This is a genomic window from Paenibacillus sp. FSL W8-0186 (genome assembly GCF_037969765.1).
Taxonomy (GTDB): Bacteria; Bacillota; Bacilli; order Paenibacillales; family Paenibacillaceae; genus Fontibacillus; species Fontibacillus woosongensis.
This window is the reverse complement of record NZ_CP150207.1, coordinates 5,166,659-5,187,005: the sequence shown is the minus strand read 5'-3', so window position 1 is coordinate 5,187,005 and position 20,347 is coordinate 5,166,659. Positions and strand designations below refer to the sequence as shown.

Sequence of the window (20,347 nt, the reverse complement as noted above, 5' to 3'; positions counted from 1 at the left end):
CATCATTATTAGGAACGATGGAAAGGGATGGCGGCATGCATGGCGATGAAACGGATGTGCCTCGGAAGTTCAGCATCTGGATCAGGCGATCGGAGCTGCGGGATGCAGTTCAATTAATGGAGATTGACGCGTTGGTCTGGACAAGCCGGACTAGCCCCTCTCCTATCAAATGGGCGTCCCGGGAGCAATATTTGCGGAACTGCCCGCCAGGCGGCCAGCTCGTAGCTGTAATCGGTGAGCGGGTGTGCGGATATTTGGGTTTTGCCGCACCGACGGCGATGCCATGCCATCGCCATGTGTATGAAATTCATGTGGCGATTCATCCGGCTTACCGGCGGCTCGGAATTGGAAGCAGTCTAATGGCGGCAATGAAGGAGCTTGCCGCGGAAGAGGGCATCCGTAAGCTCTCTCTGCGCGTGCTCAGCACGAATCCTTGCGCTGTTGCCTTTTATGAAAGCTGCGGGTTTATGATGCAGGGCAGGCTGATTGCGGAATATTGCATTGAAGGGGAATATGTGGACGATATTTTAATGTGGTGCCCGGTTATCCCTCCAGCAAGTGATGGCAAATAGTCATCCCGTGCCGGAGGTCTATGTGAGGCAGTTGAAGCTGATGTTTAGATAGGCTTGTCCCTGGGTTATCTGACTCGTCCGGGTCTCAGTTCAAGTGCATAGATATCTTCTTCCAGTGATGCCATTCGTTCATTCACAAGCTGGCGGGAGTCGCTTAGTGCCTGATTGTATACATAAGGGCCGATTTGCTTCAGAAAAAAATCCAGCATGCCGTCTGCGCCCAAATCGCCGATTTGTTCGCCCCGTTCCACATCGAAATATTCCTGAATGAGCGATATCATTTGTTCGCGCTGCTCTCTAGGCAGCTTCAATGGGGTGATGGCCATATTTAATGACGTCCTTTCGTATGGATTGATTGATGACTTCATTTGGATGAAAACACGTCTTTCGACGTACTTTTCAGGAAGCCTTGACCTCGATTAGCGGGGTTTCCCTTGTGATATAAGGATACGGAAGCTTCGAAGGTCTATACTTCCCTATCTTAACAAAAGCACCGGGCTGCGCCTACTCGAACATACCGAAGAGTCTTCAGGCTGCAATTTCAGACCGGGCGTCTTCAGCTCCTTGGCCGAAAGCGCCTATGCCATTGAACTATTGCAGAGTTATCGGTATATTTATAAGAAGAAAAATCGGATCAGAACGAGGTTTATCATATAAGGAAAGGTTGATATCCGTGGAGCATAACAGCAGCAACAGTACACCTCCTAACTTTATTAAGAACATTATTACCGAGGATCTGAAGAGCGGCAAAGTGAAGGAGATCGTCACGCGCTTTCCGCCGGAGCCAAACGGTTATTTGCATATCGGGCATGCCAAAGCGATCTGGATTAACTTTACGATCGCTGATGAATTCGGCGGCCGCACCCATCTGCGCTTTGACGATACAAACCCCGTCAAGGAGGACGTGGAGTACGTCAACTCGATCAAGGAAGACGTGAAATGGCTTGGCTTCGATTGGGAAGAGCTGCATTTTGCCTCGGATTATTTCGAAGAGATGTATGAGCGGGCGATCGTGCTGATCAAGAAAGGCAAAGCCTACGTTGACGATCAAAGCCCCGACGAGATCCGCGCGACCCGCGGAACTCTGACCGAGCCGGGTCAGAATAGCCCGTATCGCGACCGTTCCGTCGAGGAGAACCTTGATCTGTTTGCCCGGATGCGTGCCGGGGAATTCAAGGACGGCGAGAAGGTGCTGCGCGCCAAAATTGACATGGCCTCGCCGAACATTAATCTGCGGGATCCGGTCATTTACCGCATTCTCCATGCTTCTCATCACAACACGGGAGACAAGTGGTGCATCTATCCGATGTATACCTATGCCCATCCGCTGGAGGATGCGATCGAGGGCATCACGCACTCGCTCTGCACGACAGAATTTGAAGATCAGCGTCCGTTCTATGATTGGGTCATCGAGGAGACGGAAATGCCAAGTGTTCCCCGCCAGTATGAATTCGGGCGCTTGAATCTGACCCAGACGGTAACGAGCAAGCGGAAGCTGAAGCTGCTGGTTGACGAAGGCATCGTGGACGGCTGGGACGACCCGAGAATGCCGACGATATCCGGCCTGCGCCGCCGCGGTGTAACGCCGGAAGCGATCAAGGCTTTCGTGTTCGAAGCAGGCATATCCAAGGCCTACGGGGAAATTGACCTGAAGATGCTGGATCATTTCATCCGCGAAGATTTGAAGCTGAAGGCGCCAAGAACGATGGCTGTCCTTGACCCGCTTAAAGTCGTGATCACGAACTACCCGGAAGGGCAAACCGAGCTGCTCGAAGCTGAGAACAACAGCGAGAACCCGGAAATGGGCCATCGCCAAATCCCGTTCTCCCGGGAAATTTATATTGAGCGCGAGGACTTTATGGAGAACCCGCCAAGCAAGTATTTCCGCTTGTTCCCGGGCAATGAGGTGCGTTTGAAGCATGCTTATTTCATCAAATGCAATGATGTGATCAAGGATGAAGAAGGCAATGTAGTGGAAATCCACTGCACTTACGATCCGGAAACGAAGAGCGGCAGCGGATTTACCGGCCGAAAGGTGAAGGGTACGATCCATTGGGTCGAGGCATCGCAGGCGGTACCAGCCGAATTCAGGCTATACGAGCCGTTGATCCGGGATGTTCAGGTGGAGGAAGGGGTTCAGCTCGACGATGAGGAAGGCGGTGAAGAGAAAACCTTCATGGACTACCTCAACCCGAACTCCTTGAAGGTCGTTCAAGGTTTTGTGGAGCCGGGCTTGAAGGATGTGAAGCCGCAGGATAAATTCCAGTTTTTCCGCCACGGCTACTTCAACGTCGATTCCAAGTATTCGGCACCGGGCCGTCCGGTCTTTAACCTGGTCGTATCTCTGAAGAGTTCCTTCCAGCTGCCGGATAAAAAATAACTAGGATTTGCTGCGTATCTCTGCATATGAATCCCCCGTATTAAGCTTTGCTTAATGCGGGGGATTTTGCGTTCAATGAGGCCGTGTGCTGCCATGTGTTATGCGATGGCGGCTGCAGTATAGCTAAAGAAAGAGAGGGAAATGAGCTTCTGAAAGCTGTAGACCATGGGGAGAGTATGGTCGTGAAAGTGGTGGTGCAGTGGTGGGCAGTGTTGGTGATCGTGGCAGCGGCAGCGGTAATATGTGTTGGCAGCGACAGTTACAGAGGCAATGACAATGAAAATGACAATGACAGCTTCAGTGGTGCGAGCGGGTGGTGATATCAGCATGCAAGATGAGGCCGAAGTAGGGGCAAAGTAAGCAGCAGTGTAATAGCAATGTAAGTAGCAATGTAAGTAGCAATACAGTAGCAATGCAGTGGCAATGTAGTAGCAATGTAAGTAGCGTAGGAGGCAGAAAAAAGATCCACGGGAGCAGGCAAGTACCACGGGAGTAACATTGGCAAGCAGTACTAAAGGGAACAGTAGAAGTAACGGTTACTCACATACTTTGTAAAAATTTAACGGACCCTCTGTCCTTTATTCATGTAAAAATACCCAAAAATGACTGCCAACGGACCCTGGTTCCGTTATTCGGTACAAAGACCCTGAAATGTTGTAAATTACGGGGGAATAGCTGATTCTGTGTCCGTTAGCCCGTCGAAAATAGCAAAAATGAGGAAATAGCGGATCTCATGTCCGTTGCGTATCTGCTGAATACACTAGTTTCCGTTTTGATGTTCTCGTTATAAGTGATATTTTTATCAGAGCTGCGAATATTTTCAAAATGTGTTTTTAAAAGCCGTAATTTTAGGAAATAGTATAACATAACAAAACATAATCTAAATTGATTTCCCAATAGGAGGATTTAACGTGAAAACATTAGATACGATTGCTCTTACACTGCTAATTATCGGCGGCATTAACTGGCTGCTGGTCGGGTTGTTCCAGTATGATTTGGTAGCCTCGATCTTCGGCGGGCAAGGCAGCGGAGCTGCCCGCATCATTTATGCGATTGTCGGCATTTCTGCTCTGTACTGCATCAAGTTTTTTGGCAGCACTGCCGTGGATAACAACAGGGCTACCCGTTAAACAGGAGCAGAACCTGTCCGGGACAATAGGTTGACTGGATTTATTGTTTACGCAAACAAGCTGCCCCCATTCATCAGCAGATGATCCTTCGAGGGGCAGCTTGTTTTGTAATGCCGCCAAGCATAATCAAGTGACGGCGCTTTACCAAGAGGCTCCTAACAACACTGCCAATTAATCTAAACGCTGGACCGTTCGACGATTTTGAAGCCAAGCTCCTGGATGATCGTGCTGTCGGTCTGTTTGGTAATTTGCCTGTAGCTGATGCCGAAGGCCTCTGCGCCGATCTCGTTCAGCCGGTTATCGATCGTGGTAATGCCGAGCAGCTTGGAGATCGGCTGGTTATCGAGGCCGATGAAGGCAAGATCGTCGGGAACCCGCACGCCTTGATTATGGGCGGCGATCATCAGTCCGGCGGCTACCTGATCTCCGGTGATCAGGAGAGCGCTCGGCGGGTCGTCCATGGCCAAGATTTTTGTCAGCAGCCTGGCGCCATCCTCGAGATGCATGCAGTTGTCGAAGATCCAGTTCTCACGGCTCTCACCTCCGAGGGAAGCCAGCGTGTCCAGGTATGCCTTATTGCGGGTGGTACTGCTGGCACTATTCCTGCGGTTCACCGTGTAGCCGATTCGGCGGTGGCCTTTATTCCACAGGTAGATGATTGCTTTTTGGAAAGAGGCATAATGATCGAAATAAACGCAGGATAAGGAGCGGCCGCGCACTTCTTCACACAGTGTAATGGGGCCGTATTTGGCATATTTCTCGATTTGATTCAAGGAGAGCGAGCGCGAGACGATGATGAGTCCATCCACGATCTTATCCCTCAGCATGTGCAGCGCCCGCCGTTCCTCATGGGTACGGTAGCCTGTCTGGCACAGCATCAACTGGTAATTGACCTGCAGCGCCTGCTCTCCGATCCCTTCGACGACTCTGCCGAAGTAGGCATTATTGATTTGGGGCAGAATGACGCCGATCGTTTGCGTCGCTCCTTTGACCAGATGGACGGCATTCATGTTGCGTGAATATTGCAGACGTTCAACGGCCTCTTCGACGGCCTTGCGCTTATCCTCCCGGACATAGGGGTGATTGTTCAGGACCCGGGAAACCGTGCTGACAGAAACTCCGGCAGCCTCGGCGATCTGCTTAATGTTTGGCACCCGTATGTCTCTCCTTCCATCCAAAATTTTTAATGCGATTATCGTTGATCTGAAATGCATTTCATAGTTTAGAATAAAGAAGTACCATGGAAAACAACGCTTTTGCTGTTTGGCGTAACCAGTTGTAGCTGGGCGTGACGAGGCGGAGAGTTGTTTTCCTTTTTTTATAACGTTCTACTGGAAGAAAAGCCCGATGCTCTTGCTCGAGCACCGGACACGACAGTTCATTAAGGTTCTTCAGATAAGGGGATGGGTGAATACCCAGCCTTGTAGATGCGATACCACATCGCGGCAAAGCCTGTTGCGCCAAACATCGTAAACGTAACGCCAAACCGGTACATAATCACCGCTCCGAAGCTCTGGAAGAGCCATCCGCCGAGGAAGCCGGCGAGTATAAAGGCTAGTCCGCTCAGCGCAAACGCATAAACCGCTTGCCCGGAGGAACGGAGAGGACGGGGCAGCAGCAGGGCGGTCAGCCGGGTGCCCACATAAAAGAAGCCGCCGAACGTCACGGCATGCAGCACCTGGATAAAAATGATCTGCAGCGGCGTGGAAGCTACAGACATCAACTGCCACCGCAGCGCAAAAAGAATGCTCACGATCGTGATACAAGCCATTAAATAGGTGATTCTGCGTTTAAGATAGCGGTGAAGCAGCGTGAATGTGCCCGCTTCAAATAGGGTGGACAGGAACACCGCGCCGCCAACCTCCAGTCTGGTGCTGCCCAGATCATTCATGAATATCGGCATGAATATCGTATTAATGGCATTAGGGATGGAGACCAGGACTCCGAAAACAATGAAGGCGATAAAATATTTATTTTGCAGAACCCGGGTAATCTCATGTGTTCTTATCCAGGGCGTGTTAGTCGTCTTGCGAATGGAGGGAAGCAGCAGCGACGAGCCGATCGCCAGCATCAGGGTCACGCTGAACAGCAGCGAAATGCCGTTATGCCCAACCTGATCGATGACCGCCCCTGAGCCCAAAGCGAGCAAGGTCCAGCCTAATGAGCCCCACAGCCGGTAAGTATTAAATTTTAAATCCGTCCCTTCGATATATCCGAGAATGAGACTGTTGCTCTGCGATAACAAAGGGCTTTGAAAAAAATACAGCAGAATCATCGTAAAATAAAGCATATTATAAGTGTCCACTTTGAACACCATATGACCGGCTATAAGCAGGCCCGTGAGCATAATCAGCAGGATGATGCGGATATTCTGGGTGCGATCGCTCAAATACCTCCAGAATGGATGGGCAATCAAGGAAACCAGAGGGGCAATTGCCATCAGACTGCCGATCTCCAGCTTGTCCATGCCAACGTCCAGCAAATATAATTGGAAGAAGGCTGCAAAGATAACCATAGTCCCATAGATGAAAAAATTAAGCAGCCCCAAGGGCAGTAAAGAATCTGACGGATTCTCAGTATAATTCCGCAAACGCGCCATTCCCTTCTGTCCAAATCGATTTAACATCGATAGCTCACTAATAATTAATGGTTACGTTCTCAATGTAACACAGGGACGAAAAAGGTTACAAACCATCTTTTTCCGTATTGGCAGAAATATTACTAATTATAACCTTTCTTTAACATAAGGAGACAATCCGATGGAGTGGACTGGAATTATTTTAGCGGGCGGCAGGTCGAGCCGCATGGGAACGAATAAGGCGGTACTGCCGATAGATGGCCAGCCAGTCATTGAACGGCTGGCCTGTGAGCTGCAGAAGGCCACTGACGAGGTCGTTATCTCCTGCGGCCCATCCGTCCTTTATGCCGAATTAGGCCTGCCACTGCGGCAAGACATTTATTCCGGATGCGGGCCGCTGGCTGGGCTGCATGCCGGGCTTGCTGCATCAGCCCGTAAGTGGTGTCTTGTCGTAAGCTGTGACATGCCCTTTGCAAATGCAGCTTTGTTCCGTTATATGGCCGAACAGGCTCAGATGCTGGAGGACCAGAGGCGGGGCGGACATGGGGAGCCCGTGGAGGCTGTTATTCCCTATGCAGGCGACCGGGTGCAGCCGCTGCTGGCAATGTATCGCCGCAGCGTATTGCCTGAGCTAGAGCGGGCGCTGGGGGAGGGGCTTCTTCGGGTAAATCACTGGATTTCCGGCCTTCCGGCCAAATATATCAGCGGAGAGGAGCTGAGCCAGGCCTCCGGACTGCCCGCAGAGCTGGCTGTATTCAATATGAATCAGCCGGAGGACTACAAGACCGCTCAGTTATATGCCGAACAGCAGAATTTGGGGCAGAGAAATTGTTAACCGAAATGTAAAATATATCATATAAAGCGTTTTCATTAATGGGATATAATGAAGGTGAGCGATACATGACCCCCTTAATCATGTGTCGGTATATGCTGCTTGGATGATTTCCGAGTCAAGAAGGAAATCATCTTTTTTTCCAACGATGTCAGGCATAAACCTTAACCTACGGGCCTATACTTGTCTTATATTTCTTCGCAGGGAGATGACCAATATGACCATGTTGTTCAAAGAACCTGTTCAGGCAACGCCGGAGCAAAACGATTGGTTGGAGCGCCGTGGCTGGGTATATGAGCTGCTGATGGACTTTCTGAGCCGTCCGCCGCGCATGTCCTTGATTGCCCAGTGGCGGCAGCGGGCAGAACTGACGCATCGAATTCCAAACAGCAGAGGCGGCAAGAGGCTGAAAAGTTATTTGGAGAGCATTCCTGAACGGCATTTTCGCAGCGCTTGCCATCAGGAGGCAGAGGAATATCGGCGGCTCTTCCTGGGAGATCAGTCTATGCTGATACCGTGCGAAGGAACCTTCCGGGCAAAAAGGGATGGGGCCAATGCCGCTGCTTGCATTTCCCATATTCGGTCCATGTACGCCGATAGCGGCGTAGTGTTTAATAAACTAACCGGCGAGAGAGACGACCATATTGCCATGGAGCTGGAATTTATGGCGGTGCTGGCGGAAAGAATGCGCAGCAAGGCCGACTTGAGCCATATGCGCCGCAGTTGCCTGGAGATGGCAGACACCCAGATTCGTTTCCTGGAAGTTCATTTGCTGAAATGGGCCCCGCGGCTGGCGGAGGAGCTGATCCGGGCTACGAAAAGTCCGCTATACAGTGGTCTGGCCGAGCTGCTGCGAGAGTTCCTGGCCGATGATTTAGAGCAGCTTCGTCAATGGAAAGCACACATAAGCTAATACACGAGAGCTATCAATAGGGACGATCCGTCAGGGCGGTTGCTTGATGCAAGCCGCTTGGCGAATCGTCTCTTTTTGTTATTATGACCTCCATATGGGGTATGGGGCGCTCCCGGACAAGGCATGCCTATGTTCTTTCGTTTACGCTATAATAGAAGCTGGCTTCAATATTGTATTAGGAAGAAAGTTGCGGATCATGTAAAATAGAATCACTGCAGCATACTGTGAAAAGGAGACAACCATGAGACGTGGATTGCAAATTTTATTGATTGCCGCCATACTTTTCGCGTTTTATTATTTTGGATTTGGCGTCTTCGGGAAGTTCGGCGGTACTCTGGTCAGTATTTTTCAAACCTTGACGGTCATGACGATCGGCTTCGCGATATTCATGGAAAATCGCAACCCATCGAGCACCGTGGCTTGGATTTTGGTGCTTGGCCTGCTTCCGGTTGTCGGACTCATATTTTATTTCCTGTTTGGCCAGAACTATTTCAAGCGCCGGAATTTCGACAAGAAGGCGGAGGAGGATCGGAGAAACTACGAGCGCATCGATAATAATGCTTATATGCTGCCTCGCGATTTATCGCAGTTTACCCCGGAAGAGCAGCGGCTGCTTCAGCTGTCCCAGCGTCTGGCCCGTACGCCGTTTTCCATGTATACCCGCACGAAGGTGCTGACGAACGGAGAGGAGACCTTTTCTTCGCTCCTGAAGGAGCTGAAGAAGGCTGAGCATCATATACATATGGAATATTATATTTACCGGGCGGACGACATTGGGCGCGAAATTCAGAAGACGCTGATTGAGAAGGCAAAAGCCGGGGTCGAGGTTCGGTTCATGTTCGATGCGGTGGGCAGTATCGGCCTGCCGAAATCGTTTATCCGTGAGCTGGAAGAAGCCGGAGTCAAGGTTGGTATATATGGACAAGTCCGCTTTCTGGCTCTGTCCAGCCGGGTCAACTATCGCAACCACCGGAAGATTGTTGTCATCGACGGTACGACCGGCTTCATCGGCGGCTTGAATGTGGGGGACGAATACTTGAGCCGCAACAAGACGTACGGCTTTTGGCGGGACACGCATATGCTCGTCAAAGGGGAAGCGGTTCGCTCGCTGCAAATTATTTTTCTCCAGGACTGGAAATACGTTACCGGGGAAAAGATTATGTCGCTGCAGTACCTGTCTCCGGAGCTGGAGACCGGCTGCGTCGGCGCCGTGCAAATCGTGCCCAGCGGGCCCGATAATGAGAGCCGGACTCTGAAGAACATCTTCTTCTCGATGATGTCTTCAGCCAAGAAATCGATATGGCTGGCTACGCCGTATTTTATCCCGGATGATGATATTTTTACGGCGCTCAAGATTGCCGGTCTATCCGGCCTGGACGTACGGATTCTATTTCCGGCCAAGCCGGACAAATGGCTGCCGTTCCTGGCCTCGCATTCTTATTTTCCCGAGCTGCTGGAGGCGGGAGTGAAGATTTTCGAATATGAGAAAGGCTTTCTCCATTCGAAGCTGCTGATTGTCGATGGGGAAATTGCTACTGTAGGCACAGCCAATATGGACATGCGCAGCTTTCATTTGAACTTTGAGGTGAATGCCCTGCTTGTGCAAACCGACAGCATTGGGCAAATGGTTAAAGATTTCGAGCGGGATTTATTGTTTACGAAGCAAATCGAGTACAAAGCTTTTATGGAGAAGAAGCTGTTCGTGCGGTTCATGGAATCGGCGGCCCGGCTGTTCTCGCCGCTGTTATAAGATGCATTTTAATATACAAGAGCTATGCAGAGACAACAATGACAAGGAGGAGCAGTATGGGAAATACGTCTGGACGGAAAAGTGAACACATCCGCATATGCCTGGAGGAGCAAGTCGGTGCAGAGGGTGTGCTGACGGGGTTTCAGAAGTATATCTTCCGCCATAATGCGCTTCCCGAGCTGAATTTCGATGAGATTAGCTTGAAAACTTCCTTCCTGGGGGCCCCGCTCCGGACGCCATTCCTGATCAGCTCGATGACCGGGGGGAGTGAACTGGCTGGCGTGATCAATGAGCGGCTGGCGGAGGTCGCGGAGCATCGCGGCTGGGCTCTTGGCGTAGGTTCGGTCCGTGCGGCGGTCGAGCGCGAGGAACTGGCGGCTACGTTTGCCGTGCGAACCAAAGCGCCAACGATTCCGGTTATTGCCAACCTGGGCGCGGTTCAGTTGAATTACGGCTTCGGCCCGGATGAATGCATGCGTGCGGTAGAAATCGCCGGAGCGGACATGCTCGTGCTGCATTTGAACGGGCTGCAGGAAATCTTCCAGCCGGAAGGCAATACGGCATTTCGCGGCGTGCTGGCCCGAATTGAGGAGCTGTGCAAAAAGCTGCCGATACCGGTCGGCGTGAAGGAAGTCGGCTGGGGGATCGATGGCGCGACTGCGAAGCGGCTTCATGAAGCTGGCGCCGCGTTCATTGATGTAGCTGGCGCCGGCGGTACGTCCTGGAGCCAGGTCGAGAAGTTCCGCAGCGCCGACCCTGTGCGGCGCCTCGCGGCGGAAGCATTCGCGGATTGGGGCATTCCCACCGCCGAATGCATCCGCGAAGTGCGGGCGTCTGTACCGCAAGCCGCCCTGATCGGCAGCGGGGGCCTGAACACCGGCGTGGATGCCGCCAAGGCGCTGGCGCTTGGCGCAAATCTGGCCGGGTTCGGCCGGGCGCTGCTGGAACCGGCGGTGCATTCGGCGCAGGCGCTCGACGCTCAGTTGGAGCGTGTCGAGCTGGAGCTGCGCACCGCCATGTTCGGTATCGGCGCCGGCAATATCGCGGCGCTGAAGGGCACGGCGCGGCTGGTACGCCGGGAATAGACAATCTTTTCATATAAATCCGATGAAATTACAGAGAATTATATTGCGTTTCTAGAAGTTCCCCCTTATATTTGAATCAGATGCTATTTTGCCGGTACGACACCAAGAGATTGCTTGGAACGCCAAATAGCGCCTGGCCAGTTCAATGTTAAGGGGGAATTTTAGGATGAAACCATCCATTTGGAAGTGGAGCACCCGGACGGTCGTTACGATCGGTATCGGTGCTGCTCTCTACGGGGCAACGAGCTGGATCGGCATTCCGATCGGCACAGATACGCAGCTGCGGCCTTCGATCGCTCTCCTGGCGATTTTCGGGGCGCTGTTCGGTCCGGTCGTCGGCTTCATTGCCGGCTTTCTCGGACATGTTATCAACGATTTTATTACCAATGGAACCGTCTGGTGGGGCTGGGCTCTCGGCTCGGGAATTGCCGCAGCCTTTATGGGTCTGATCTATCTGGCCAAAGGCTTCAATCCGCAGGACGGGGAGATCAGGAAGACGCACATCGTGCAGTTTATTGTGTATGGCGTTATAGGTATTTTTACGGCACTGGCCTTCTCGTATCTGTTCGATATTTTTGTCATGGGCGAGCCTGGCGATAAGGTTATCGTCCAAGCAGTTGCGGCCGGACTTGCCAATACAGCCGTCTTCTTCATTCTCGGCGTTCCGGCCGTATGGGCTTATGCGAAGCGCAACCGGAATGACGCGAACCTGACTATAGACGCAGACAGTTAGGAGCTTATGTAGTTATGCAGCCTGTGATTTCCTTTCGAAATTTTAGCTTTCGTTATAAAAAGCAGTCCAAGCCGACGTTAACTGATATCAATCTCGACATTTATCATGGCGAGAAAATATGGATTGCCGGGCCAAGCGGCTCGGGCAAATCGACATTAGCCCATTGCATCAATGGGCTAATTCCCTTTTCCTATCGGGGTGAAATTTCAGGAGAGCTCCTGCTGAATGGGCAGCCTGCCGCTTCGTTAGGGATATTCGAGCGCAGCCGTGCGGTCGGAACGATTCTGCAAAATCCGGATGCCCAGTTCGTGGGGCAGACGGTTGGGGAAGATGTTGCTTTTCAAATGGAGAATGAGAACGTACCTCAGTCCGAGATGAAAGCCAAGGTGGTCTCCTCGCTTGATCTGGTCGGCATGCTGGCCTTCGAGGCGCAGGGGCCGCATGACCTGTCGGGCGGGCAGAAGCAAAGCGTGTCGCTGGCTGGCGTGCTGACAACGCAGGCGGACATTCTGTTATTCGATGAACCGCTCGCCAATCTTGATCCGGTGAGCGGCATGCGGGCGATGGCATTGATTGATGATATCCATCGGCACAGCGGCAAGACAGTGGTGATCATTGAGCATCGGGTCGAGGATGTGCTGGAGCAGCCGGTGGATCGGATCGTCGTCATGGATGGCGGGCAAATCGTTGCTGCGGATGTCCCGGAAAGGATATTGGCGGACGGCGTACTTCCCCGTAATGGCCTTCGCCAGCCGCTTTATTTGGAGGCTTTGGCCCATGCTGGCATGCCCGCGGAGCGATGGAGCCATTTGGTTCAGCTTGAAGGGACAGCGGCCGCCAAGGGCAATCCAGCCAAGCTTGCGGCGCTTCGTGACGGCCTGGAGCAGTGGATCAGCTCTGTCCCTGTCAGGATGCGATCTAATCAGGACAGAATCCATTCCGAGCCTCTGCTTGAAGTACGGCATGTATCCTTTGCCTATTCGCAGGGCCGGGAGGTTATCCGGGACGTATCCTTTTATGTCAACGAAGGGGAAACAGTAGCTTTGCTGGGCAATAACGGGGCGGGCAAATCGACGCTGTCCGGGCTGATCACCGGGCTCATGAAGCCGAGCTCGGGAGCGGTATTATGGCGGGGCGAGGACATCGAAGGCTGGTCCATACGCCGCAGGGGCGAGCAGATCGGCTACGTCCTGCAAAATCCGCATCAAATGATTACCCAGCATATGATCCGGGATGAGGTGGGTCTGGGCCTGGCCGCCCGCGGCGTCGCTGCAGAGGAGCGGGAACGGCGGATCGATGAGGCGCTGCGCGTGTGCGGGCTATATCCATACCGCAACTGGCCTGTGTCGGCGCTGAGTTTTGGGCAGAAAAAACGGCTCTGCATCGCGTCCGTACTCGTACTCGATCCCGCGCTGATTATTCTGGACGAGCCAACGGCAGGCCAGGATTACCGGCACTACACCGAATTTATGGGCTTTATAGAACGATTGGCGGCCAGGGGAACGGCGTTTTTGTTCATTACGCATGACATGCATCTGGCTTTGGAATATGCCGACCGCGCGGTCGTTCTGGCAGGTGGCGAGGTCATTGCTGCGGGCAAGGTCGCGGAGGTGCTGTCTGACGCTGAGGTGACGGACAGGGCGCGGCTGCGGGAGGACAGCTTGTCCCGGTTCGCCAGATTATGCGGATTATCCTCGCCGTCCCGTCTTGTCGAGGCTTATCTTGCCATGAACAAGGGGGTGCAGCTCTTAGATGAGTAGAACAGGCAGCTTGTACATTGAAGGGGATTCGTTGTTTCACCGGATGGATGGAGCGGTGAAGCTGATTTTGCTGCTGAGCTGGACGGTCGTTACGTTTCTGTTTCTGGATCTGCGCATATTTGCCGTCATGCTGACGGCAGGCATAGCCATGCTGCTGACGACGGGGATTCCGCTGAAGCGAATGTCGTTCCTTTTCTGGATATTGACGGTGTTTACGGTGCTGAACAGTGCCTTTATACTGCTGCTTACGCCCCGTTTCGGAACAACGCTGACGGGCAGTCATACGCCGCGAATCCCTATCGGCTATAACACGATTAACCAGGAAACGCTTTTCTATGTGCTGACTTTATCGCTGAAATACATGACTTTACTGCCGATTACGCTGCTCTTCATATTTACGACGCATCCGAGCCGGTTTGCCGCCAGTCTCAACAAGCTGGGCGTACCGTACAAAATGGCGTATGCGGTGAGCATTGCCTTTCGCTATATTCCTGATTTGACGCAGGAGTTCCGGACGATTCTGAATGCGATGCAAATGCGCGGGTTGGGCATCTCGCGGGAGGACGGGAATTTGCGGAGACGGCTGAAAAACCTCTCGCTGGTCGTCGTTCCGCTGCTGCAATCGTCGCTCCAGCATATTGAATCCGTCTCGGATGCGATGGATCTGCGAGGGTTCGGCACAGGGCGGAGCCGCACCTGGTATATGGGCACGGTCATGTCGCTCGCAGATAAACTGGCGGTTGTGCTGTGCGCGCTGCTGCTCGGGCTGGCGATATTTTTGAAGCTGCAGGTGTTCCCCGGTTTCTGGTATCCGTTCTAGGACAACGTTGTGCAAAGCAGGATATTCCATACGGTTGTCCTTGAAATATGGCCGGGGTATATGTACTATGATTGAAGAAGACAAGAAGCTGAGCAATTACTATAATGAGGAGTTGTCATTCATATGGCTTTAAAAGCAGGGATCGTAGGTTTGCCGAACGTCGGAAAATCTACGCTGTTTAATGCAATAACGCAAGCAGGCGCAGAATCCGCGAACTATCCGTTCTGTACGATTGATCCTAACGTCGGTGTGGTCGAAGTACCGGACGAGCGTCTAGATAAATTAACCGAGCTGGTCGTGCCGAACCGTACGGTGCCGACTGCTTTTGAATTCGTCGATATCGCAGGTCTGGTGCGCGGCGCGAGCAAAGGCGAGGGACTCGGCAACAAGTTCTTGGCCCACATCCGCGAGGTTGATGCGATCGTGCATGTTGTGCGCTGCTTTGAGGACGAGAATATTACCCACGTGGACGGAAAAATCAATCCGATCAGCGACATTCAGACGATTAACCTCGAGCTCATTCTGGCCGACCTGGATAGCGTGGAGAAGCGGATCGAACGTTCCCGCAAGAACATGAAAGGCGGCAACAAGCAGTACGCACAGGAAGTCGAAGTGCTGGAGCGCGTGAAAGAAGCGCTGTACAACGACATGCCTGCCCGCAGTGTAGAGCTGTCCGATGACGAGAAGCTGATCGTCCGCGACCTGCATCTGCTGACACTGAAACCAGTGCTGTATGCAGCGAATGTGAGCGAGGATGGAGTTACTGATGCGGACAACAACCCGTTCGTGCAGCAGGTGAAGGAATTCGCCGCAGCGGAGAACGCTGAAGTTGTGCCGATTAGCGCCAAGGTCGAAGCGGAAATCGCCGAGCTGGAGGGCGAGGACAAAGCGATGTTCCTGGAGGAGCTGGGCCTGGAGGCGTCGGGACTGGATCGCCTCATTCAAGCCGCTTACCGCCTGCTCGGATTGTACACTTACTTTACGGCAGGGGTTCAGGAGGTGCGTGCCTGGACGATCCGCAAAGGAACGAAAGCGCCGGGTGCAGCTGGAGTCATCCACACCGATTTCGAGCGCGGATTCATTCGTGCCGAGGTTGTGTCCTATGATGATCTGGTGGCTGCCGGCTCGATGAGCGCGGTCAAGGAGCGTGGACAGCTGCGCCTGGAAGGCAAGGAGTACGTCGTACAGGACGGAGACATTATGCACTTCCGTTTCAATGTGTAGATGCGGGTAACTGAATAATATAAAGAGAAAGCTTGCCGGGATCGGCAAGCTTTCTTGCGTTATTTGGCACGGTGTGGCTTGAGGTTGATTCGTGTAAAGTGCCGTCATACCAGGGCTTCAGTCATGTAAGCCGGTAACGGACTCTAGCGGCCCCTAACGATCCAAACGGCTCTACCGGCCCTACCGGCCCTAGCGGACTCTAGCGGCCCTAGCGGACTCTAGCGGCCCTAGCGGACTCTAGCGGCCCTAGCGGACTCTAGCGGCCCCTAACGGTCCTGCCGGACTCTAGATCCGCTATTTTGCCAAAATCCCGGAAAAATTAAAGCTAACGGACCCAGCAGCCTTTATTGTACAAGTTTCTAGGGGAAACACGATGATTTGCACCGAATAGAGGAACCAAAGTCCGTTAGCCGTAAAATTCGCCCAATAAACGAGCAATAGCGGATCTCATGTCCGTTAGCGAAAAGTTTAACCAAATATGTTAATAGATCCGCCTAATCCCCGATGATCTTGTAAGCAGTGGCCTCATCCGTGACAAGCATCTTGATATAGCCGCCCGTTAAAGCGGCCTTGATGCTCTCGATCTTGTGCAGTCCGAAGGCTAGGCCCACCACGTTATCGACCCGCTTCAATTGCTCCAATCCGATGCCGATGACCCTGTTGTTGATCGGATGATCGACAATATCCCCGCTCCGGTTAATGAATCTTGAGTTGATGTCGGCTACGGTATTCAGGTCTTTCAACTCGCTTAGCACCGCTTCATTTAAATAGCCGTACCGTTCCATGGTGGACATGGAGTAGGGGTTACCGATCCCCACGATTGCCAAGTCGATTTGTGCTCCCTCTTGGAGGACGGACGCTATATTCGGCAGCCTGACGATCTGTTCGTGCAGTTCTTCTGTCTCGACAATCGATGGTGCGTACAGCGATTCGCATTTCCCGCCAAGCCTCTTGGACAACTCGTAGGCGATTTGGTTTGAATGTACCTCGGTCCGTTCGTTGCCTGTTCCCCCGATTAGCGGAATGATTTTGACGTCGTCCTTCTTATCGAGGGGGAACTCTCTGACCATATGGTATAACGAATTTCCCCATGACACCCCGATCCGGTCCCCGTTCTTGATCAGCTTCTGCACGAATTGGGCAGCGGCTTTGCCTACCGCGCTGGTAACGAGCTCCTTGTTCAAATCCCTCGTAGGTACAACGAGCACTTGCTGCAGCTGGTAAGCCATTTCCAGCTCCTTTTCCAGCTCGGTCGTCTGCTGAGGGTCATCATGCACGATAATTTCCACGACGCCGATCTCCCGTGCCTTCTGAATCATCTTGGAGATGATCGGGCGTGATATGCCGAATTTCTCGGCGATTTTCTCCTGGGTCCAGGATTCATAATAGTAGAGTTTACAAATTTTCGTCATCAATTTGATGTTGTCGTTCACGTGCAAAGCCACCTTTATCTTTGAAAAATCTTTCTCAAATACAGGACACCACATAGTATACACGATTATTTAGCGCAAAAAGGCGGGGCGGAATCGGCTGCGGCAAATTTAACATTCGGATGATGTAGTTTTAACGTAACAAAAACAATGCCGTTTTACAATTGTATTGTGTCGGAACAAATGTAAAAGTTGAAACAAAAATAACACACATAGGTGATTTCCGCATAAGAAGAGCTTGAGGTGAGTGGATGCAATGGATATCAAAATTTTAGGCTATTGGGGAGGTTATCCTTCGGCTGGCGGGGCAACGGCAGGGTATTTGATCGACACGGGAGAAGGCCAGATTCTGCTGGACTGCGGAAGCGGGGTAATGAGCCGCCTGGCGCAGTATACGAGCGTAGACAGGCTGGACGGGGTTATCCTGTCCCACCTTCATTACGATCATATGGCGGATATCGGCATTCTGCAGTATGCGGCGGTAAACGCGATCCGCAACGGCAGAATGAAGAAGAAGCTGCTTCTGTACGCACCGGACGAGCCTGCCAATATTTTAAATACGCTGCATGGAGACCATACAGAGATTCGGCGGATCGATCCGAGCCGTGTAATCCGGCTTGCCGGGGCGGATATCGAGTTTGTATCCGTGTCTCATACCGTTCCATGCTATGCGGTAAAGGTGACTTATCGGGACAAGGTGCTGGTATACTCCGGCGATACATCCTACTGCGATGCCTTGGTGGAGCTCGCGAGGGGAGCGGATATTTTTCTCTGCGAGGCAACGATTTGTGAAGGAAGCGTACATACGACCGGGGCAGGCCATATGAACGCAAGCCAGGCGGGAATGATCGCCGACCAGGCGGACGTCAAGCGGCTCGTGCTGGTCCATTTGCCGGGGGACGGCGACTTGGAGTACATGCGCCAATCGGCCAGCGAGATCTTCAGCGGACCTGTTGAGCTTCCGGACACCTCGGTCCTATATAGCATTTAGGGGCAATACAACAATAACGGTACAAAAGCCCGGCACACAAGCCAAATCATCAAATAAAGGAGGAGGATCAAACATTGCAGATGACATCGGGCAGGCAAGACCCGGGAATAGCCCGGGTGCAGGGAGAGTATCAGCTGCTGGCGCTGGATATGGACGGCACGCTGCTTAATTCTGACAAGATTATAACGCCGGACGTCCATGAGGCGATCAGAGTATATATGCGAAGAGGAGGACGAGTTACCATCGCCTCCGGCCGCTTTCCGGCTTCAGTCTGGCTGCATGCCAGGGCGGCGGAAATGAACGCGCCTTTAATCGCGCTGAATGGGGCCGTGATCTTGGATGAAGCGACCGGTGAACTGAAAGCAGGGGCTCCGCTGCCGCCAGAGCATGTCCGGGAGCTGCTCCGGTTTGCGAACGAGCATGGCGCATACATTCAGCTGTACGGCTATAACAAGCTCTATGTTCGCGAGCTAAACGAGACGAATGCCCGCTGGCCGCTGGCGAACGTCGTTATTTCCCCGGGCAAGGAGCTGAATGAACAAAATTACGCAGAGCAGCTGGGCATGATCGAAGTGGTGGCGGTCGGTGATTTGCAGCGGTTGGTGTCCGGTTCTTTCTTACCGGCCCCGCCGATTTATAAAGCGACGATTATCGGCCCGTCACCGGAACTGATCCAGAAATGGATGGGGCAGTTGGGGGGTGGCCCTGAGGTTAGCTCGAAACCGCAGGCTGCGCCAGCATTGACACTGACCCGGACCGGCCGGCATCGCTTCGATGTGAATGCTTACGGGGTAAGCAAGCGCTCGGCACTAGAGTCGCTTTGCCGCGAGCTTCATATCGCCCCCTCAGAGGTAGCAGCAGTTGGCGATTACGACAATGATGCCGACATGCTGGCCTGGGCCGGGCTCGGCATAGCCATGGGGAATGCAGAGCCGCATATCCAGCGGCTGGCGAAGGAAGTCACAAGCAGCAACGAGGAAGACGGAGTAGCGAGAGTCATTCACAATTTTCTACTTTAGGATAAGGGGAGAAACCTACGATGTACATAAACCAAGAGAGATTGTTTACATTTAAAAAGACTTCGGTCATCGCCGTCATGGCGGCAGCTATGATGATATTCAGCGCCTGCGGTTCGCCGGCCAAACCGGCTGCTAATGGGAACGCAGGCACCCCTGCAGCAGGATCAGAGCAGTCTCAGTCTGAAGGAGCAGCGCCTGCCGGGATCGCGGGACAGCTCACATTCTATACCTCCCAGCCGGAAGAGGATGCCGCACAGCTGGTTCAAGCGTTCAACAAGAAATATCCTGACGTCAAAGTGGAGACCTTCCGTTCAGGAACGGAGGAAGTTACCGCCAAAATCCAGGCGGAGAAGCAGGCGGGCAGCGTGCAGGCTGATGTCCTGCTGCTAGCGGATGCCGTTACGTTTGAAGGATTGAAGCAGGAAGATTTGCTGTTGTCCTACAAGTCGCCGGAGGCGGAGCATATCGCTGATGAGCTCGTAGACCCAGACGGCATGTATACCGGAACGAAAGTCATCGCCACAATTCTAGCAGCCAATACCGATAAGGTGCCTGCTTTGCCGACATCCTGGCAGGCACTCGCCTCCGCGGACAGCAAGGATGCCGCGATTATGCCGAGCCCGCTCTATTCCGGTGCTGCTGCCTATAACATCGGCGTATTTTCACGGACGGAAGGTTTTGGCTGGGATTACCTCCAGGTGCTGAAAGACAACAACATCTCGGTCATTAAAGGAAATGGAGCCGTATTAAAAGCGGTTGCCAGCGGGGAGAAATCCTACGGCATGGTCGTTGACTATATGGTCGTCCGCGAGAAAGCGAAGGGCTCCCCGATCGATTTGAGCTATCCGTCTGAAGGGGTCCCGATCATTACGGAGCCGATTGCAATCATGAAGGGCACGGATAATCAGGAAGCAGCGCAAGCTTTTGTCGATTTCGTCCTGTCTGAGGAAGGCCAGAAGCTGTCTGTGGAGATTGGATACACACCGATTCGCGAAGGTGTCGCACCGCCGGAAGGCTTAAAGGGAATCGCTGATATTAAGATTCTCTCCGGTGATCTGAACACGCTGACCCAGGAGCGTGAAGCCGATAAGAAGAAATTTACGGAACTATTCGGTAACTAATAAAAGGTG

The 20,347-nt window shown here is 52.7% G+C and carries 19 protein-coding genes; 15 read left to right on the top strand and 4 right to left on the bottom strand.

Annotation, left to right across the window (positions count from 1 at the left end):
* The first annotated feature begins 35 nt into the window (after nt 1–35).
* Nucleotides 36–572: a GNAT family N-acetyltransferase gene (locus MKX50_RS23230; RefSeq protein ID WP_213591133.1), complete on the top strand. Its 537-nt coding sequence runs from the start codon at nt 36–38 to the stop codon at nt 570–572.
* Between the two features lie 65 nt (nt 573–637).
* On the opposite strand, the gene MKX50_RS23225 is transcribed toward MKX50_RS23230, so the two are convergent.
* Nucleotides 638–892, bottom strand: a complete 255-nt coding sequence (locus tag MKX50_RS23225) for a DUF2164 domain-containing protein (protein WP_339160239.1) — start codon at nt 890–892, stop codon at nt 638–640.
* 344 nt (nt 893–1,236) lie between these two features.
* Here MKX50_RS23225 and MKX50_RS23220 point away from each other — a divergent pair, with 344 nt between their 5' ends.
* The 3 genes from MKX50_RS23220 (at nt 1,237) to MKX50_RS23210 (ending at nt 4,082) form a co-directional block, all read left to right on the top strand.
* A complete protein-coding gene (locus MKX50_RS23220) occupies nt 1,237–2,952 on the top strand; it encodes a glutamine--tRNA ligase/YqeY domain fusion protein (RefSeq protein ID WP_339157874.1) in 1,716 nt (571 codons plus the stop codon).
* Between the two features lie 47 nt (nt 2,953–2,999).
* The gene (locus MKX50_RS23215; protein ID WP_339157873.1) at nt 3,000–3,272 is read left to right on the top strand and encodes a hypothetical protein; all 273 of its coding nucleotides are present in this window, start codon (nt 3,000–3,002) and stop codon (nt 3,270–3,272) included.
* Nucleotides 3,273–3,863: 591 nt separating this feature from the next.
* A complete protein-coding gene (locus tag MKX50_RS23210; protein ID WP_213591130.1) occupies nt 3,864–4,082 on the top strand; it encodes a DUF378 domain-containing protein in 219 nt (72 codons plus the stop codon).
* Between the two features lie 176 nt (nt 4,083–4,258).
* Here the strand turns inward: MKX50_RS23210 and MKX50_RS23205 are convergent, their stop codons facing one another.
* Nucleotides 4,259–5,236 (bottom strand): LacI family DNA-binding transcriptional regulator, encoded by a 978-nt coding sequence (locus MKX50_RS23205; protein ID WP_339157872.1) that lies wholly within the window; start codon nt 5,234–5,236, stop codon nt 4,259–4,261.
* A gap of 227 nt (nt 5,237–5,463) precedes the next feature.
* Nucleotides 5,464–6,708 (bottom strand): MFS transporter, encoded by a 1,245-nt coding sequence (locus MKX50_RS23200; RefSeq protein ID WP_339157871.1) that lies wholly within the window; start codon nt 6,706–6,708, stop codon nt 5,464–5,466.
* Nucleotides 6,709–6,841: 133 nt separating this feature from the next.
* Here MKX50_RS23200 and MKX50_RS23195 point away from each other — a divergent pair, with 133 nt between their 5' ends.
* The 8 genes from MKX50_RS23195 (at nt 6,842) to ychF (ending at nt 15,777) form a co-directional block, all read left to right on the top strand.
* Nucleotides 6,842–7,495: a molybdenum cofactor guanylyltransferase gene (locus MKX50_RS23195; protein ID WP_339157870.1), complete on the top strand. Its 654-nt coding sequence runs from the start codon at nt 6,842–6,844 to the stop codon at nt 7,493–7,495.
* A 214-nt stretch (nt 7,496–7,709) separates the two neighbouring features.
* Nucleotides 7,710–8,405, top strand: a complete 696-nt coding sequence (locus tag MKX50_RS23190; protein WP_339157869.1) for a molecular chaperone TorD family protein — start codon at nt 7,710–7,712, stop codon at nt 8,403–8,405.
* A gap of 241 nt (nt 8,406–8,646) precedes the next feature.
* On the top strand, nt 8,647–10,155 hold the full coding sequence (gene cls / locus MKX50_RS23185; protein ID WP_213591122.1) for a cardiolipin synthase: 1,509 nt from the start codon (nt 8,647–8,649) through the stop codon (nt 10,153–10,155).
* Between the two features lie 56 nt (nt 10,156–10,211).
* Nucleotides 10,212–11,240, top strand: coding sequence for a type 2 isopentenyl-diphosphate Delta-isomerase (gene fni, locus MKX50_RS23180; RefSeq protein ID WP_213591120.1), 1,029 nt, complete (start codon nt 10,212–10,214; stop codon nt 11,238–11,240).
* A 166-nt stretch (nt 11,241–11,406) separates the two neighbouring features.
* Nucleotides 11,407–11,973 carry an ECF-type riboflavin transporter substrate-binding protein gene (locus MKX50_RS23175; protein ID WP_213591118.1) on the top strand — a complete coding sequence of 189 codons (567 nt, stop codon included), beginning with the start codon at nt 11,407–11,409 and terminating at the stop codon, nt 11,971–11,973.
* A gap of 14 nt (nt 11,974–11,987) precedes the next feature.
* Nucleotides 11,988–13,733, top strand: coding sequence for a DUF3744 domain-containing protein (locus MKX50_RS23170; RefSeq protein ID WP_213591116.1), 1,746 nt, complete (start codon nt 11,988–11,990; stop codon nt 13,731–13,733).
* Complete coding sequence (locus MKX50_RS23165; RefSeq protein ID WP_213591114.1) at nt 13,726–14,553, top strand: energy-coupling factor transporter transmembrane component T; 828 nt, start codon at nt 13,726–13,728, stop codon at nt 14,551–14,553. Before MKX50_RS23170 ends, MKX50_RS23165 begins: the two co-directional genes overlap by 8 nt.
* A gap of 123 nt (nt 14,554–14,676) precedes the next feature.
* Nucleotides 14,677–15,777: a redox-regulated ATPase YchF gene (ychF, locus tag MKX50_RS23160; RefSeq protein ID WP_155612178.1), complete on the top strand. Its 1,101-nt coding sequence runs from the start codon at nt 14,677–14,679 to the stop codon at nt 15,775–15,777.
* A 494-nt stretch (nt 15,778–16,271) separates the two neighbouring features.
* On the opposite strand, the gene MKX50_RS23155 is transcribed toward ychF, so the two are convergent.
* Nucleotides 16,272–17,210, bottom strand: coding sequence for a sugar-binding transcriptional regulator (locus MKX50_RS23155; RefSeq protein ID WP_339157868.1), 939 nt, complete (start codon nt 17,208–17,210; stop codon nt 16,272–16,274).
* Nucleotides 17,211–17,463: 253 nt separating this feature from the next.
* On the opposite strand from MKX50_RS23155, the gene MKX50_RS23150 reads away from it, so the two are divergent.
* The 3 genes from MKX50_RS23150 to MKX50_RS23140 all read left to right on the top strand — a co-directional run bounded on the left by MKX50_RS23150 (nt 17,464) and on the right by MKX50_RS23140 (nt 20,338).
* Entirely contained in the window at nt 17,464–18,198 is a 735-nt protein-coding gene (locus tag MKX50_RS23150; protein ID WP_339157867.1) for an MBL fold metallo-hydrolase, read from the top strand.
* An 80-nt stretch (nt 18,199–18,278) separates the two neighbouring features.
* A complete protein-coding gene (locus MKX50_RS23145; protein WP_339160237.1) occupies nt 18,279–19,217 on the top strand; it encodes a Cof-type HAD-IIB family hydrolase in 939 nt (312 codons plus the stop codon).
* 20 nt (nt 19,218–19,237) lie between these two features.
* Nucleotides 19,238–20,338: an ABC transporter substrate-binding protein gene (locus tag MKX50_RS23140; protein WP_339157866.1), complete on the top strand. Its 1,101-nt coding sequence runs from the start codon at nt 19,238–19,240 to the stop codon at nt 20,336–20,338.
* The last annotated feature ends 9 nt before the right edge of the window (nt 20,339–20,347 follow it).